This is a genomic window from Yersinia sp. 2553 StPb PI, assembly GCF_052217105.1.
Classification (GTDB): Bacteria; Pseudomonadota; Gammaproteobacteria; order Enterobacterales; family Enterobacteriaceae; genus Yersinia; species Yersinia enterocolitica_E.
Genome location: NZ_JAZGPX010000002.1, coordinates 3,846,767 through 3,864,233 on the forward strand (window position 1 = coordinate 3,846,767; position 17,467 = coordinate 3,864,233).

A 17,467-nucleotide genomic window follows, 5' to 3' on the forward strand; every position below is an offset into this window, starting at 1 on the left:
ACGGAGTAAAACGGGTAGTTAGCCGAATGTTTTTTCACCACTTATCGCCGTAACATAGCGGCACAGTGATGAAATCACTTCGCTAACAATAAGGATTTTATATGATCAAGCCTATTGCCCTGACCTCCGCCTTATTCATTGGCCTGATAGCTCAAGCCTCTGCTGCGGGTCTGAACACTGAACGTAATATCTCTCAGGCGCTGGCCACCGATTTGGCCAGCCGCACCCTCGCTGTTTGCCAGGCGGATGGTTACAACGTGGCGGTAACTGTGGTTGACCGTGCTGGGATCATCAAAACTGTATTACGTGCTGATAATGCCGGTCCGCACACCGTTAAAGCCAGCGAGCAAAAAGCCTTTACGGCACTATCGACTAAAACCCCAAGCGGGCAAGTGATGGAAAACAGCCAAAAGACACCTGCGGCCAACAACCTGAAAGACATTCCAGGGTTCTTGCTGTTAGGGGGTGGAGTGCCAGTGAAAGCAGGGGATGAGGTGGTCGGTGCAGTGGGTGTTGCCGGTGCACCGGGCGGGCATTTGGACGCACAATGTGCGACAAAGGCACTGGAGCAAATCAGCGCTCAGTTAAAAGCATAAGATTATAACGACAACGCCCCCACCCTCGGTGTCGAAAGGGGGGCGTTTTTATGATCGGCTATCAGTGATCAACAAAGGCAATTTTCAGCACAAACAGTAGCGCAACAACCACTACGCATGGGCTGATTTCACGCCAACGGCCAGTGCCCAGCTTCATCAGGCAATAAGAGATAAAGCCCAGCGCGATCCCTTCAGTGATAGAGAAACTAAACGGCATCATCACCGCGGTAACAAACGCAGGAACGGCTTCAGTCAAATCATCCCACTTCACCCGTGACAGGCTAGATGTCATCAGCACGCCAACATAAATCAACGCACCGGCAGCGGCATAAGCAGGCACCATACCGGCCAGGGGTGACACAAACATCACCAGCAGGAACAAGATACCAACCACAACGGCCGTTAAACCAGTACGACCCCCGACAGACACCCCTGAGGAGCTTTCAATATACGCGGTCACCGATGAGGTACCGATAAAAGCACCGGCTACCGAGCTGATGCTATCTACGTACAGCGCTTGCTTCATGCGCGGGAACTTGCCTTTGTGGTCGGTTAAGCCCGCTTTATCCGTGACGCCGATTAATGTGCCGGATGAATCGAACAGGTTAACCAGCATGAAGGAGAAAATGATCCCCGCCATACTTATATTCAGCGCTCCGGCTAAATCCACCTGCCCGACCACCGAAGTCACACTTGGCGGCATGGAGAAAATGCCAGAGTAATGCACATCACCCAGCGCCCAGCCAATCAGCGTGGTGACCACAATCGACACCAGCACCGCAGCGTGGATATTGCGAGAGGCCAGAACCGCAATAATAAAGAAGCCCAGCGCACCTAACAGCACACTGTGAGAAGTCAAATTACCTACCGCGACTAAGGTATCCGGGTTTGCCACCACGATACCGGCATTTTTCAGCCCCATCATGGCAATAAACAGGCCAATACCACTGGTAATCCCCACCCGTAGGCTCAGTGGGATGTTAGCAATCATCCAATACCGGATGCGGAAAATGGTCAGTAAAAGGAAACCGATTGCGCCCCAGAAAATAGCACCCATGCCGACTTGCCATGAAATACCCATCGCGCCAACCACCACAAAAGCGAAGAAAGCGTTAAGCCCCATCGCCGGAGCCAGTGCTACCGGTAAGTTAGCCAATAAGCCCATAAAGATGCTACCAAAGGCGGCAATCAGGCAGGTTGTCACGAAAACAGCCCGCACATCCATACCCGCAACCCCTAAAATCTGGGGGTTTACGAACACGATATAGACCATAGTCAAAAAGGTAGTGATACCGGCAATCAACTCAGTACGTGCCGTGGTACCGTGCTGTTTCAGTTTAAATACACGTTCGAGCAGCCCCTGCTCAGTATCAAGGTTTGGTTTACTCATTCGAAGAGTTCCACAGAAGGGAGTGATAGTCGGGGGATATCCTATAACAAAAAACTATTGTTTAGAGCGGGATCACACTCTTTTTTGGCTATTTTTTATCTTCACTGTTGCGCAACAACGCCTTCATTATGACTGCATATTATTCAACCCGTTGTATTTTATTAACTTGTTATTAGTTTTTCTGCTAGTAGGGTCAATAAACATCGCATTCTTACTCAGGATGATTAAAGTGAAGTGAACGTAGATCTGCACAATTTAAGGATAAGTAGAGTGAATAACATTGAATGCGTCATGTTCGATTGCGATGGCACCTTGGTTGACAGTGAAGTTCTGTGTTGTCGTGCATACGTCGTGATGTTTGCCCATTACGGTATTCACCTGTCGCTGGAAGAGGTGATTAAGCGTTTTAAAGGGGTAAAACTGAATGAAATAGTCGCGCTGGTGAGTAAAGAAAACGGTCTGGATGAATCAATAGCAACGCTGGAAAAACTCTACCGCGCTGAGGTTGCACGCCTGTTTGATGCCGAATTACAGCCTATTGCTGGGGCAAAAGCGCTATTGGAGCAAATCACCCTGCCCGTCTGCGTGGTCTCCAACGGGCCAGTGAGCAAAATGCAGCACTCCCTTGGCCTGACTGGCCTGCTGTCTTTCTTTGATACGCGCCTCTATAGCGGTTACGACATTCAGCGTTGGAAGCCTGATCCCGCGCTGATTTATCACGCGGCAAAAGAGATGCAGGTGGCCGCCGAGCACTGCATTTTGGTGGAGGACTCCGCGGCCGGCACCCACGCTGGGATTGCCGCAGGTATACCGGTATTTTACTACTGCGCTGATCCACACAACCAGCCGATACACCACCCGCTAGTCACCATGTTTGATGATATGCAGCAACTGCCTGACTTGTGGCGCGAAAGAGGCTGGCAGATTACTCATCATTAGTGTGCCGACGGCGCTGGTTTATGACTCAACCAGCGCCATGAACGTTTAATGGCACTTTGTTTCTTAATAGCATGCTGTGGGCTAAAACGGCGGTTAAGGCCATTTGCCAATAAATCCAAAGCCAGGCATAAAACGAAGTAGACCAACGCGACAAACAGAAACACTTCCATTGGATAAACCATGCTGCGGTTATTAACCTGAGTTGCCAGAAAAGTCAGTTCATTCACCCCAACTATATAAGCCAGCGATGTGTCCTTAATCAATGAAATCCATTGATTGATAAATGATGGCACCATCATGCGCAATGCTTGCGGCAAGACCACAAACCATAAAACCTGCCAGCGGTTAAAACCTAGCGACAACCCAGCCTGCCACTGCCCTGCACCAATCGCCACAATCCCCGCTTTTACTGCGTGCGCCAGATAGGCGGAAGCAATCAATGCCAGTGCACACACCACCGTGGTGATTTCGGGGATATCCACACCAAATACAATTGGCAGCAGGAAGTAAGTCCAAAAAATCAGCATTATCACCGGGATGGCGCGGAAAAAGCCCAAAAAAGCCGCCAATACGCCCGCCCAAACACCACGAGACATTGCCAGCAATACCCCCAGCACGGTCCCTAAGATTGCGGAGGCCACTCCAGCCATGATACTGATCAGCAGGGTTAATGCCGCCCCACCCAGAGGGCCATCAGGGAAAGTACCCCACAGTAGATAAGTCCAGTTATCAGCAATAATTGTAAAATCCATCTCAATGCCCCCTGATTGTGGTTCGCTGTTGACGCCACATGCCCCAGGCTTCAATCAACGCGATAATGGCGATATACAATACTGTTGCCACCCCAAAGGCTTGAAATGTCCGCAATGTTTCGGTTTCAACCTGACGAGAAGCATAGGAAAGCTCAGCCACCCCGATAGCCATCGCTAAAGAGGAGTTTTTAATAATATTCATGTACTGGCCCAACAATGGCGGCATGGCAATTTTCAACGCCTGCGGCAACACCACATGGCGCATCGATTGCCAGCCCGTTAACCCCAGCGCATGTGCCGCGTATTTTTGTCCTTTAGCGACACCGCTGATCCCAGAACGTAATTCTTCAGCAATAAACGCCGTGGAATAGAGGGTTAGCCCGATAAACCCGGCTAAAAATTCAAAAGAAGGCCAACTTAACGTGAGTCCGATAAAGGTGATTTCATGGGGCGTATTGAGCCATGGAACCCAGGAAGCAGGCAGAAACTGACTGGCAGCAAAATACCAAAAGAACAGTTGTATCAGCAGCGGCGTATTGCGAAATAGCGTGCTATAGCCAACAGCAAACCACCGCAGCACTTTAAGTTCACTATCTCTGGCGGCAGCGAGCAAAAAGCCTAATAACGTGGCAGCAACCACCGTGCAGGCAGAAATCCACAACGTAAGCAGAAACCCCTGCCACAGCCAGTTAAGATATTGCGGGGCCAACAACCAATCAGTGAGATGATGTAGATTCATAGGTCTTGATACCCATATCGCGCTAAAAGCATCTCAATAGTTATTATTAGCTGTGTTGTAAAATCCATCTTACCTATCCCCCATGGTGTTAATCACTAACGGATTACAATGCAAGCAGCCCCACATCGTGACAATGCAGGGCTTTAATGTTCTCACTTCAAGGACGAAGGATATATTAGGCTTTAGGTTGCTGATCCAATGGCGCAAATTTAAACTCACCGCGCGGCTGGGCTGCATTGGTTGCTGGGCCAAACCAACGATCATAAATCTTCGCCGCTTCGCCATCTTTTTCCAATTTCACCAGTGTTTCGTTAATACTTGCCGTTAAGCGCTCTTCACCCTTAGGAATACCAACCCCTTGGTACTCTTTGGTAATACTGAACGGTGAGATCTCAAAATCAGCTTTTTGTGCCGCCGGTAAGTTACCGAGCAGGCCGACAAGTTTCGCATCATCCTGGGTGATAGCTTGAACGTTACCATTACGCAAAGCAGTAAATGCCAGCGGTGTATCATCGTAAGAAATCACTTTTGCGGTTGGATAATGCTCCCGCAGGGTAATTTCCTGAACCGTACCTTTATCCGCACCAATACGTAATTTGCCGATATCTTCAGGTGTCTTTAGCACACCTTTATGCGCGATAAATTTCTGACCCGTAGCGAAATATGGCAGGCTGAAGTTAACTTCCTTAGCGCGCTCATCAGTAATAGTGAAGTTTGCCGCAATCAGATCAACTTTCTTCGATGTCAGTAATGGAATACGGTTGGCCGGGTTAGTGGCGCGTAGTTCTACTTTTACACCGAGATCTTTCGCGATAGCATTCGCCACGTCCACGTCATATCCCACCAGCTTTTTAGTCTGTGGGTCGATATAACCAAATGGAGGGTTACTATCAAAAACAGCAATCCGCACCACACCCGCTTGCTTGATATCATCCAGTTTATCAGCGTGGGCTGCACCAGACAGCGTCGCCAGACCCGCTAACAGCGTTAATGCCAGTGCGCTTTTTTTTGTGGACAGAGATTGCTTCATTGAAAGCTCCTAAGATGATTGAGATGTTGCGATGTGGATAAGCTATCAATTCGGCGTTAGGTCAGGAAATAATATAAAACGATATATTTATAACTAATTAATCTCAGTCAATTAGTCTGATTATATTGGCAAAGAAAGTGGGATCGGTGGCAAAGGAAAATGAGGAGAATAGGGAGCCTTAGAGTGCATCCCAAAGCCTGTTTCTGAAGTTGTAGGTTGAAAAATGCTGTATATTCAGCAAATAAAAAAATAATCGATGAAAAAACACCCAAAAAAGTGAGCAAGTAACACGATCGTAGCCCTAAAATTTAGCCCAATCGTGTTATTAGCATGTATTAGAAAAAAGTGAACTGACAGAATTATTTGCTACTGGAAATGGCATCAGATCGGGCTTCTTCTGTATTAGCCTTTTCCTGGGGCACTATTACAGCAGGTTTTACTTTACCCTTGCTTTGGCTGTCAGGTTCCTCTGTTATCTCAGACTGACCGATAAAGACGCCACCTTTCTTGATTGAGAAATTACTGCCTTTCACAATGCCGTTTAAACGTCCATTTTCCAGAATTTCCAGATGATCAGAAACACAGATCCCTTCAATCCGTCCATCCACCGTAATGTGTGGTGCGGTTAAATTACCCTCAATCTTGCCACTGCGCATCAGCCTTATGGTGCCATCACTAACGATAATATCGCCGACCACTACACCATAAATTTGAATGTCGCCATCAAGCCTAACATCACCTGTTAATTGCGTACCTGCGGCGATAATGGTATTTGTTTTAGTTGTATCTGGTGACAAATCAGTTAATGGTGAATGGGCTTTATGGGGAATATTCGTCACAGGAAACACCTCATTATTACTGTTAGTTTTCTTTTTAAACATAATTTTTATCAAGATAAAGATAAGGAATAGAGTAGGAGCAAGCAGTAGATAAAAAAATAAATTGTAGACTATATAGCTCACTAAACATGCTATCCATAGCAACCAAAATAGGCTAAGCGTTACATTTTTGTGTGTATACAGACCCATGTTCACTTATCCCGCTCCCGCGTAAAAACATACCAAAATAATCATGTTAAGCTGAAATTTAAATATCACCAAAAACAATTTAGATATAGGAAATACATCTTCCGTCAAAAGGAAAATATATTTCCCACCTATAACAAAATTATCAGGAATATATAAAAACAGAGAAGCACAATGCTATTTTATTATGTCAACAAATTAGGATTTAGAATATAAACAAACATGAAACAATATAGAGTTATCTTATATTGTTCAAAAAAGGAGGGCAAATACAAAAAACAATCCCCAACCTGCCTAATTCGCCAGGATGATTGGGGAAATCGTTATTTTTCAGTCTTACTGGAAAGCAGTTTCTCTAAATCATCGCCACCAAGGTGGCGGAAATCCTGCCCTTTGACGAAATAGAAGATAAACTCACAAATATTCTGACAGCGGTCGCCAATACGCTCAATAGAGCGAGCGCAAAACAGGGCAGTCAGTACACTTGGGATAGTTCGCGGATCTTCCATCATATAAGTCATCAATTGCCGCACGATGCCCTCATATTCCTGATCAACCTTTTTATCTTCGCGATAGATCCGAATAGCCTCGTCCAAATCCATACGTGCGAAAGCATCCAGCACATCATGCAACATTTGCACCGTATGGCGGCCCAAAGACTCCAGACTAACCAACAAAGGCTGATGCTGATGAGAGAATTTTTCCAGCGCGGTACGGCAGATTTTATCTGCTACGTCACCGATGCGCTCCAGCTCAGAGATAGTTTTAATAATCGCCATCACCAAGCGTAAATCACTGGCCGTAGGTTGACGTTTGGCAATGATGCGCACACAGGCTTCATCAATCGCCACTTCCATCATATTGACCTTTCTATCGCCTGCAATCACTTGCTTCGCCAGTTCACCGTCCTGATTATGCATTGCGGTGATCGCGTCAGATAATTGTTGTTCCACCAGTCCACCCATGGTCAATACTTGGGTGCGGATATGTTCAAGTTCTGCATTGAACTGGCCGGAAATATGTTTATTCAGATTCAAGTTATCCATAATACTTCCCGTACGTGTAAGTAGGCGAAATTGATGTATACCCTAAATAATTCGAGTTGCAGGAAGGCGGCAATTGAGCGAATCCCCAGGAGCTTACTCAAGTAAGTGACTGGGGTGAACGAAAGCAGCCAACGCACATGCAGCTTGAAGTATTACGGGGATAGGCCGATCAGCCATAGCGACCAGTAATATAATCTTCCGTCTGTTTCTGCTGTGGCGCAGTAAACAGGGTATCGGTATCACTGAATTCGATTAGCTCGCCCAGATACATAAATGCAGTGTGGTCTGAGCAACGTGCAGCTTGCTGCATGTTATGCGTCACAATAACTACCGTGTAATCGGACTTCAATTCGCTGATCAACTCTTCAATTCTACCGGTGGATATAGGGTCCAACGCTGAGCAAGGCTCATCCAACAGCAATACATCAGGGCGGATAGCAATACCACGGGCAATACACAAACGCTGCTGCTGCCCGCCTGACAAGCTATAACCACTCTGGTGTAATTTATCTTTGGTTTCATTCCATAATGCCGCTTTGGTCAGCGCCCATTGCACCCGTTCATCCATATCAGCACGGGACAAGTTTTCGAACAGTTTCACACCAAAGGCGATGTTATCGTAAATCGACATCGGGAACGGGGTCGGTTTTTGGAAAACCATGCCAACTTTAGCCCGCAACAACGCAATATCTTGTTTGTCAGTCAGGATATTCTGACCGTCCAATAAAATATCGCCTTCAGCACGTTGATCAGGATACAACTGATACATTTTATTGAATGTACGCAGCAGAGTAGATTTACCGCAACCTGATGGCCCGATGAATGCTGTGACCTGGTTCTTAGCAATATCCAGCGAGATATTCTTTAGCGCATGGAATTTGCCATAGTAGAAGTTCAGATCGCGAACCTGGATTTTGCTGTTATTGATGTCAGTAGCCATACTCATCAAGACTTCTCTCTTTTAGCCAATGCTGCCGTAGCCGCATTTTGAAATTTATTGGCGATTCGGTATTTTCATTACTCAATGCTGATACTTACGCAGCCGATTAATACTTTTTCTTCGCGAAAATAACCCGAGCCAGAATATTCAGTAACAATACACACAGGGTAATTAGCAGCACCCCTGCCCAAGCCAGTTGTTGCCATTCGGCAAATGGGCTCATGGCAAATTTAAATATAGTAACCGGCAAGTTAGCGATAGGCTGGCTCAGATCAGTGCTCCAGAACTGGTTGGAGAGCGATGTGAACAGCAAGGGTGCTGTTTCACCGGCAATACGTGCTACCGCGAGCAAGATGCCTGTCAAAATACCGGAGATAGACGCTTTCAGCGTAATAGCCGATATCATGCGCCATTTCGGTGTTCCCAGGGCATAGGCAGCTTCACGCAGGCTATCTGGTACCAACTTGAGCATGTTCTCAGTAGTACGGATAACAATCGGCACTTGTAACAGCGCCAATGCAATCACCCCAGCCCAACCGGAGAAGTGCTCCATCTTGGCAACCACGATGGTGTAGACAAACAGACCGACCACGATGGAAGGTGCTGATAGCAAAATATCATTTATAAAGCGGGTAATTTCCGCCAACCAGGATTTACGGCCATATTCAGCCAGGTAAATCCCCGCCATGATACCCAGAGGGGTGCCAATGACTGTGGCCCATAAGATCAATAAACCACTGCCGGCAATGGCGTTAGCCAAACCACCACCCGCGGTATTGGGTGGCGGAGTCATCTCGGTAAACAGCGCCAAAGACATGCCGTCAATTCCTTTGGTCACGGTGGAGAACAAAATCCACACCAACCAAAACAAACCAAACGCCATGGTAGCCATTGAAAGCAGTAAGGCTATACGGTTCTTTTGGCGACGCCAAGCCTGCTTTTTACGGCGGGTTTCCAGTAGCGTCGCATCACTTTGCATATCCATTGTCGCCATCTTAGCGCCCCTCTTTCTTAGCCAGACGCAAAATCATTAACTTAGATAACGCCAGCACGATAAAGGTAATCACGAACAATATCAGGCCCAATTCCATCAGCGCGGCAGTATGTAAACCGGACTCCGCTTCAGCAAACTCATTCGCTAACGCAGAGGTGATACTGTTCCCTGGCATGAAGAGTGAGAAACTGTCGAGTTGGTAGGTGTTACCGATAATAAAGGTCACTGCCATGGTTTCACCCAAAGCGCGCCCCAGGCCCAGCATCACACCGCCAATCACACCGTTTTTGGTGTAAGGCAGCACAATGCGCCAGATAACTTCCCAAGTGGTACAGCCAATACCATAGGCTGACTCTTTCATCATCACCGGGGTTTGCTCAAACACATCGCGCATAACCGCTGCAATGTAAGGAATAATCATGATGGCCAGGATGACACCTGCGGCCAGAATACCAATACCGAATGCCGGGCCTGAGAACAACACACCCACAATCGGGATGCCAGACATCACGTTGCCGACGGGTTCTTGGAAATAGCGGGCAAATAAGGGAGCGAAAACAAACAAACCCCACATCCCGTAAACAATACTAGGGATAGCCGCTAATAGTTCGATAGCCACACCCAGTGGGCGTTTTAGCCAGTTAGGGGCCAGCTCAGTCAGGAACAAGGCAATACCAAAACTGACCGGGACTGCAATAAGTAAGGCGATAACAGAGGTGACAACTGTGCCATAAATCGGCACTAATGCACCAAACTGCTCAGCCGGGGCATCCCATTCTTTGGTCCACAGGAAAGCCCAACCAAATTTTTGAATACTTGGCCAAGAAGCAACAATCAATGAAATGATAATGCCGCCCAGCAGAAATAGCGTAATCAGCGCAGCCAGTTTAACCAGCGCGCTGAAAATGATGTCACCGTATTTGCTCGGTGCTTTGGTAGTCGGCTTATAATCAGCCATAGACTCTCTTCTCATCCGGGTGTTAATTCCCTTCGTACTTGAAGCCGCAGGGTTGTTGGTTATGTTCGCTCACCCGAATCACTGACCTGAGTCAGCTCATCGGGGTTCGTTCACTTGCCGCCTACCTGCAACTTCAATTACTTTGGGTATATTAAATCAATATCTTATAAATAAATTATTACAGGCAAAACTAACTTCAATCAGAAGATTGGCTTACCGTTGCTGTCTTTAACATTGGTTTTCCAAGCTGCACGAACCTGTTCAACCACTTCTTTTGGTAATGTGGCGTAATCCAGCGCATTAGCTTGTTCAGCACCGTTTTTGTATGCCCAATCAAAGAACTTCAGTACTTCAGTGCCTTTAGCCGCATTTTTCTGCTCTTTGTGCACCAAAATGAAAGTAGTAGAGGTAATTGGCCAAACATCATCACCTTTCTGATTGGTTAAGTCTTGAGCAAACGTTTTGCTCCAGTCTACACCTTTGGCCGCAGCGCTAAAGCTTTGCTCTGTTGGGCTGACTGGTTTGCCATCGGCTGAAACCAGTTTGGTGTAAGCCAGGTTATTTTGTTTGGCATAAGCGTATTCCACATAACCAATGGCACCTGGCAAGCGCTGAACAAATGCCGCAATACCGTCGTTACCTTTACCACCTAAACCGGTCGGCCAGTTAACCGTTGAGCCTGCACCCACTTTCTCTTTCCACTGCGCATTCACTTTAGCTAGATAGCTGGTGAATACGAATGAAGTGCCAGAACCATCAGCACGGCGCACCACTGCAATATTTTGATCTGGCAATTTAACGCCCGGATTCAGCTTCACAATCGCCGGGTCATTCCACTTCTTCACATTACCCAGATAAATATCACCCAGTGTTTTACCGTCTAAAGTCAGTTCACCAGATTTGATGCCAGGGATATTAACGGCCAGCACCACACCACCAATCACAGTTGGGAATTGGAACAAACCTTCAGCCGCCAGCTTATCGTCTGCTAATGGCGCATCAGAAGCACCGAAATCAACAGTATTGGCAATGATTTGTTTTACGCCACCTGAAGAGCCGATCCCTTGATAGTTAACTTTGTTACCTGTTTCTTTCTGATAAGAATCTGCCCACTTGGCATACACCGGCGCGGGGAATGTCGCACCTGCACCTGTCAGGCTTGCAGCAGCGAACGCGGACACAGTGGTCATAGATAAAGTCGCTGCCACAATGCTGGCTACGGTGGTACGCATCAGTTTCATAATCCCTCCTAATGGGATATTAGAATTAACTCTATACCAAAGAACCTGGTATTGCAGGATGGGCTGAGTAATGAACCAAGCTAACAACGCTGCAACTCAAGTACCAAGTGTATAAATTGTTTTCATCAGATTAAGTATGGTGCAGGAGGGAAAATAGGACAGTTTAATGACAGAAAAATGTATGAAATATTACAGTTATATGACAAGCTGCTGGCGTTAAAATAAAATCATTATTTATCATTAGATTAGACTATTTTTTATCTTTTTATTTGTAATAACTTCAGTTGTGATCGTGGTTGGTCACCGCTTTCAAGTAGCGTTGCGCTGTGGGTTCGATACGACGAAATCGTTTCTGATAAAATAACGTCGTTTTTTATCACGTTTAATCCATTATATTAACGAATGAATTCAATTGAATAATGTTGTATTTATGCTCAGCGCTGAGCATATTCAACAAATTGGATGAGTAAACGTAAGATAAAAGAATAAGGAGAGGAAACTCAATAAAAATACGAATATAAAGCCTATTATTTCATTCTCATCACCATCCTGCTGTGCACATTTTCCCAGACGGCTTCCCTCTATTCTCTATTTCCTCAGTGGTTTTTTTTTGCATTGCTGCTAACATTATTTTCTAGGGTTACGATACTGAGTAACACTGAATTAATTTACTCTATTGAACACCGTCACCATTTTAATAAATTTTCAATATTACACACAAAAAAATCATCGTCTCAGGAGAAAATATTTCTGTCTTAACAACATATTGGCTCTTTCCGAGCCAGACTCTCGGGTAGAACAAGTAACCAACGCGGCTACCTACATAAAACTGGCAGCATACGAAAGATAGAAAATATAAATTTTCAGTCAATGCTTTTGAGTTACTAAGCCAACATCTTGTTTTATTACGCTGAATATTTGTCTCTATATTCTATCAAACGCCCGATGCTTTAGAGAATTTTCGTATAGATAATCACAGTAAACTCATTGGGAAATGATATTATGCAATCTGCAACTATGCCCTCAGGAAAAAATAGTTTTTCTGAAAATAATATTATTAGCAGTGTAATTAATAAATATGCAAACACCGGTGTATTTATAATTAATACCAACGATCCGCTGCTGGTGAAATTTTATGATATTCAACTGGGACTGGCAGGTATCAGCCTCGTTCGTTGTCCTAATTTCAGTCAGCTCTGGGCAAACCACAAACTGGCTAAATATGCCGTCAGCTCACTGGCGATGGGGGATAGCGATAGCGCACAACAGGTACACAGCATCGTCAGCCTGGATTCTACTGATGGGCAAACGTTCTCAGCAAATGCCATTGGTTCGTTGCCGGTGTCAGCCGTAAACATCACGCAAACCTTAGGTATTTTTGACGAATCAGGCAGCCCTGCGGGAACAGTACAATGTAAAAAGAACTATATTTATACTGCTAATTGCCCCATCCAGGCTAATGGCACCTTCCCGGCCAGTTTAAAACAAACCCGCTATCCGGTTAATATCATCTATACCTTCGCCCAAACGGTGAATAACCAGACAGTTTACGGGGCCGAAATTGTTACCACACAAAGTTACCCAAAATTAATTCAAAATGATTCTCCTGCTGATTTAAATAAAAATAATCTGATAAAAATCTGTCTGGCCCGTCAAGAAAGCGACTGTGACTACTTTAATAATTTTGACGGCAATGTCACCGTACCGATAAAAGGCAGCGTAACTTACTTCGGCAATATTGATTTAAATAATGGCAAGCCTATAAACGCGTATAACTCAATTTATCTGGTCCGCGAACGTCAGGGCGGCGATCCGATCACCCCTGCCAATGACTTTAATTTCTTTGACGACGCTAAAACCCGAATTAATGGCAACGTTTTATCGTGGGATCTAGACTGGCTTAAATTCAAACGTCCCGATTTTGATTCCGGTGAGCGGGTTTATTATATCTTTAAAGTGACATTACAAATTGAAGGAGCGAGTGTAGCCAGTTTTATTACCAATGCTCCCGGTCCGTTCGATCCTGAACAGCGCTTTTTAAATACCAACACACTAAAACCCATGCAGATTACCTATGGTTGTTTAGGTAAAGGCACTCCCATTTTGATGCAGGATGGTAAAGAAAAAGCCATTGACGACATCTTTATTGGTGAATGGGTGCAATCGCAGGATGGGCGAGCGTTAAGAGTCGAAGATGTGATTACCGGCACGGAGCAAAACTATCTTGAGATTGAAGTCAGGGATAGTAGCGGCCAGCTCAAAACCCTTATCACCAGTCTGGGCCACCCCTTTTGCACTACCACCGGTGTGAAACTGGCGAGTGAATTGACTCTGACCAGTCGACTGCTAACCCCAGAGTGTGACTGTGCTATCAGCCGTATCAACAAACAACACGGCGAAATTGAGGTGTACAACCTGCACCTTTCCACTGACGACCCCATCAAAGATCTGACAGAAAGTAGCAGCACCATGTATGCCGCGGGCGTGCTAGTTGGCGATAGCACGATGCAGTATCACTACGAAGAGGCCTACCACCATCGCTCGGTGAATATCCTAAACCAGCTACCGGAAGAATGGCGTCAGGATTATCAAAACCATATTAAAACCATAAGGTAATTGATTGATATGTTTATTGGTTATCCTGATTTTCAGCAAATTATCACCGATGACAAGCTGCGCGTCGTTGCCGTCTGTCAGCAGTCTGATGTCTATTATTTATATCCAGAACCCTTCGTCCTGATTGCTGGTGATCCGTTGGCCTTTGCACTGGATGTGATCCTCAGCCTAAGCAGCAACATTATCTACGGCGACCTTGATTTTACCGCTGAGCTACAATTTGCCAGCGGCGGCGCACTTGAGGCATTCAATCGCCAACACCCAGGGAAGGCTATCCAAGGTTTGCCGGTTATCCCCTATAAGCTAAGTTTCCGCTCACCACCTGACCATGATTCAGCATTAACCCATCAGGATTACGATCCGACCTGGTATTCGGCGCAGTCGATTCAATTTTTGATCTCGCTTGATGCAGATACCACGCAACTGATGAAAAAAACGTTGCTGGATAATATTGTTGGCTTTAATGCTCGTATCGATGGCTTTGTCGAAGGTGTATCGCCACGGCTGAACTACACACTAGATTGCGATCCCGGCCAGTTAATTGCCGAACTGGCGGCCAATATTAAAGACGCCCAACCGGTGTCCAACAACCGGATCGCGTTTCCCTACATGTTGCTTACTCAGTACATGTACGAAAATCTGTCCCGGCTACCGCTGCTAATCTCGCCAGCCTTCTCCTCAACCAACCCGGCAGAAGCGCTATTATTCGCGCAGGCTTTGCTCGATCGTCTGTTCAACACGTTGGGATCGCCCTATATCGGTAACGCCAACACCAATACTACTTATATTTGTCTGTTGCTCCCCCAGAAACAGCGTCGTCTGATAATTGATTTAAAACGCGTTGAGCTAACCCAGCGCCCCATCTGCTTTTTATTGGATCCCTTTGCCACGGCACAACAAATTGCCAAAGAGGCTCCCGAACAGGTTATCCACCAGATAATCGCACCTGCGCTGCCAGACGGTAGCCTGCGGATTAACATCCTTTACGCTTTCCCACAGGGTCTTAAAGACGGGGCGTTTATTGATATACAAATCATTTTACCTCCGGGCGAGCTTTATCCTGCTGGACAACAGCAAACCCTGCTATTGATACCCAGTCAGAGTTATTTGGCCTTCACATTTATTAATAATACGTTCAGCTTGAATGGCGAATATCAGTACCACATTCGCGTTAGCTACCCAACCGCCAATGGATATCTCTCCCTCGTCAGCGAGCAACGAACCAGTAATAACAAAATACTGACGCTGGATTATTCCAGCCTTCCTTGTCAGTTCCTGACCCTCAATATCGATCCGACATTCGCACAACACAGTATGCTCACAGGCCACTACTCCTCCGCTAACCTGTCAGAACCCTTTGAACTCACACTGGCTTCGCCCTGTTTCAGTTATCCGATAACGGGACGTGATGCCTATGCCAAGCTGACCGCCTGGGATAACGATAGCGCCGCCTCAGTGGTGCTCGATATGCCAATCATCCAGTCAGCCACCATCGGTGTTTATAGTTTTCCTCAGTTTGGTGCGCAGCACGCCACCATTATCGCCCGGTTTGCTACTGGCATCCGTTATGTCACGTTACGATTTCAAGCTCAGGGTGAAACGCAAACGCGCGATCATACGTTTACGCAGCAGGATAATTGCTATGAATATCAATGGAATGTCACATCGATTTACGCGGCAGGGTTTCGTTATAAAACCAGTAACGGTCAATGGTCGGACTATGTGACGGGCAATCAAACCATTACACTTGAGGTTGAAAATGAAGACTGAATCATTAAATCCTGAAAAAAATCTGGCGTCCTTTTTTTTGCTTGATCGAGCTTTCGTCTTTCACGATCAGCGGTGCCCGCCCAATGACTATACCTACGGCTGCTTCACGCCTGAGATAGTTCATGACGATCGGGGAAATAAAACCAGTGGTTTTCACCTTACCACCAGTCCGGCAGGCGGCCTCGTCATCCTGATTACACCGTTAGTTCCCCTCAATACCCAAGCTATACAACAGTATATTCAGACACATATCTCCCACTCAGGCGGTAACATCACCCTTAAGCAGTGTACTGCGAAGACGGCGATTTTCTTGCGTTTTCATGAGCCGCTGGGTGACGCCCCCTATCTGGTTGAGTTTGAAGGAAACTCTATGTCGACCACCCATTCGGAAGGGATAGAGTTGACTGAGGCCATACAGGGCAACGCGAAGCGGGTTTTTCTTGCCACCCACACACAATTCACGGTAAGCACTACGGTTAATGCCCGTCTCAACAGCGACTGGCGGCAGTTTCTAATACTGGCGTTTAACACCAAAACCCGCACACCAGAAGCTATTGCGCAGCTACTCGACAAGCAAATTACTGCTGGTATCGTCGTGCTGGACGAGGAGTTTAAAAATACCCCGTCGCCGCAGACCAAAGAGACCGTGAGAAAAAATCTGGTCGATCTCGCTGCCAGCATCCTCAGTAATACGCTCGCCAATATCTCGCATATTGATGAGATACCCACCAGAATTGACTATGATTTTTCTTACGAAAGCAGCCTGCCCCAATCTTATGAACTGATCGACGAACAGGATATCGCGACGCTATTTAGCGGCTTTATCGCCAATAAACTTATTTCCTATGACCCTTCGCCGCTGCCTGAGCCTCAACGAAAACAACCTGACGATCCGGGAAAACAGCATACCTGCAAAGTCAGCCTGGATTTCAATGCCAGCAAATTTATGATTATGTCGATTGAACTGACGTGGGCGGATAAAAAAATACCCATGCAGTGGCCAAACTTTCCTCCTCTCACCGTCACCGCCGATAGTCGCGTGAATGAGATAAATATCAAGGTCACCTTTTCCGACTATTCATTCATTAATATCACGCGCCAGTGGCAAGCAGACATCAACCTGACCGTTCAGGATATCGGGTTTCATGAAGTGACCTTTGATGCCCGCCACTTACAATCTGATTTTAAGACGATTTCAGGCAGTGCCAATTACGTCCCAGAAGGTCAGGCCAAACGCGCTACCTTTAATTTTTCATTTTCCGATCAGCAGTGGCAAACCACTTGGTTACTCAATACCCAGTCAAATAGCTTGAATGGCCGTATTGAATACCACTGGCAGGGAAAAACGTCGTCATTTATAAGCAGAAATTACGATTCAGGTGTACAGCAATCGACCTCATTCCGTATTGAACTTCAATACAAAAAATAACC

Annotated in this window: 15 protein-coding genes; 5 read left to right on the forward strand and 10 right to left on the reverse strand. The window is 46.2% G+C overall.

All coding sequences use genetic code 11. The features are described from left to right. Window positions 1–101: 101 nt before the first annotated feature. Window positions 102–596, forward strand: coding sequence for a GlcG/HbpS family heme-binding protein (locus tag V2A84_RS19070; RefSeq protein WP_005186737.1), 495 nt, complete (start codon window positions 102–104; stop codon window positions 594–596). Between the two features lie 61 nt (window positions 597–657). Here the strand turns inward: V2A84_RS19070 and V2A84_RS19075 are convergent, their stop codons facing one another. Next, complete coding sequence (locus V2A84_RS19075; protein ID WP_005186735.1) at window positions 658–1,986, reverse strand: NCS2 family permease; 1,329 nt, start codon at window positions 1,984–1,986, stop codon at window positions 658–660. A 270-nt stretch (window positions 1,987–2,256) separates the two neighbouring features. Between V2A84_RS19075 and yieH the strand changes: the two genes are divergently transcribed. Next, the gene (yieH, locus tag V2A84_RS19080) at window positions 2,257–2,925 is read left to right on the forward strand and encodes a 6-phosphogluconate phosphatase (protein ID WP_083161558.1); all 669 of its coding nucleotides are present in this window, start codon (window positions 2,257–2,259) and stop codon (window positions 2,923–2,925) included. Here the strand turns inward: yieH and V2A84_RS19085 are convergent. The 9 genes from V2A84_RS19085 to pstS form a co-directional block, all read right to left on the reverse strand. Beyond that, entirely contained in the window at window positions 2,922–3,677 is a 756-nt protein-coding gene (locus tag V2A84_RS19085) for an amino acid ABC transporter permease (RefSeq protein WP_372560188.1), read from the reverse strand. The two genes, yieH and V2A84_RS19085, sit on opposite strands and share 4 nt — an antisense overlap. 1 nt (window position 3,678) lies before the next feature. After that, on the reverse strand, window positions 3,679–4,416 hold the full coding sequence (locus tag V2A84_RS19090; protein WP_083161562.1) for an amino acid ABC transporter permease: 738 nt from the start codon (window positions 4,414–4,416) through the stop codon (window positions 3,679–3,681). A 175-nt stretch (window positions 4,417–4,591) separates the two neighbouring features. Continuing rightward, window positions 4,592–5,446, reverse strand: coding sequence for an ABC transporter substrate-binding protein (locus V2A84_RS19095; RefSeq protein ID WP_083161564.1), 855 nt, complete (start codon window positions 5,444–5,446; stop codon window positions 4,592–4,594). 359 nt (window positions 5,447–5,805) lie between these two features. Beyond that, window positions 5,806–6,474 carry a bactofilin family protein gene (locus tag V2A84_RS19100; protein WP_083161566.1) on the reverse strand — a complete coding sequence of 223 codons (669 nt, stop codon included), beginning with the start codon at window positions 6,472–6,474 and terminating at the stop codon, window positions 5,806–5,808. A gap of 320 nt (window positions 6,475–6,794) precedes the next feature. Further along, window positions 6,795–7,517, reverse strand: coding sequence for a phosphate signaling complex protein PhoU (gene phoU / locus V2A84_RS19105; protein WP_049612252.1), 723 nt, complete (start codon window positions 7,515–7,517; stop codon window positions 6,795–6,797). Between the two features lie 169 nt (window positions 7,518–7,686). Further along, window positions 7,687–8,463, reverse strand: a complete 777-nt coding sequence (pstB, locus tag V2A84_RS19110; protein WP_004713904.1) for a phosphate ABC transporter ATP-binding protein PstB — start codon at window positions 8,461–8,463, stop codon at window positions 7,687–7,689. Between the two features lie 100 nt (window positions 8,464–8,563). Then, entirely contained in the window at window positions 8,564–9,451 is an 888-nt protein-coding gene (gene pstA / locus V2A84_RS19115) for a phosphate ABC transporter permease PstA (RefSeq protein WP_005186725.1), read from the reverse strand. A gap of 1 nt (window position 9,452) precedes the next feature. Next, the gene (gene pstC / locus V2A84_RS19120) at window positions 9,453–10,409 is read right to left on the reverse strand and encodes a phosphate ABC transporter permease PstC (RefSeq protein WP_005186724.1); all 957 of its coding nucleotides are present in this window, start codon (window positions 10,407–10,409) and stop codon (window positions 9,453–9,455) included. Window positions 10,410–10,609: 200 nt separating this feature from the next. After that, the gene (gene pstS, locus V2A84_RS19125; protein ID WP_083161568.1) at window positions 10,610–11,650 is read right to left on the reverse strand and encodes a phosphate ABC transporter substrate-binding protein PstS; all 1,041 of its coding nucleotides are present in this window, start codon (window positions 11,648–11,650) and stop codon (window positions 10,610–10,612) included. A gap of 1,002 nt (window positions 11,651–12,652) precedes the next feature. Here pstS and V2A84_RS19130 point away from each other — a divergent pair. From V2A84_RS19130 to V2A84_RS19140, 3 genes are read left to right on the forward strand one after another with little or no spacing between them, the layout of a single operon-like run. Beyond that, on the forward strand, window positions 12,653–14,266 hold the full coding sequence (locus V2A84_RS19130; RefSeq protein WP_372569828.1) for a Hint domain-containing protein: 1,614 nt from the start codon (window positions 12,653–12,655) through the stop codon (window positions 14,264–14,266). Between the two features lie 9 nt (window positions 14,267–14,275). Then, the gene (locus tag V2A84_RS19135; protein ID WP_193784753.1) at window positions 14,276–16,036 is read left to right on the forward strand and encodes a hypothetical protein; all 1,761 of its coding nucleotides are present in this window, start codon (window positions 14,276–14,278) and stop codon (window positions 16,034–16,036) included. Then, window positions 16,026–17,465, forward strand: coding sequence for a hypothetical protein (locus tag V2A84_RS19140; RefSeq protein WP_083161574.1), 1,440 nt, complete (start codon window positions 16,026–16,028; stop codon window positions 17,463–17,465). The genes V2A84_RS19135 and V2A84_RS19140 overlap by 11 nt, the downstream gene beginning before the upstream one ends. Window positions 17,466–17,467: the final 2 nt, after the last annotated feature.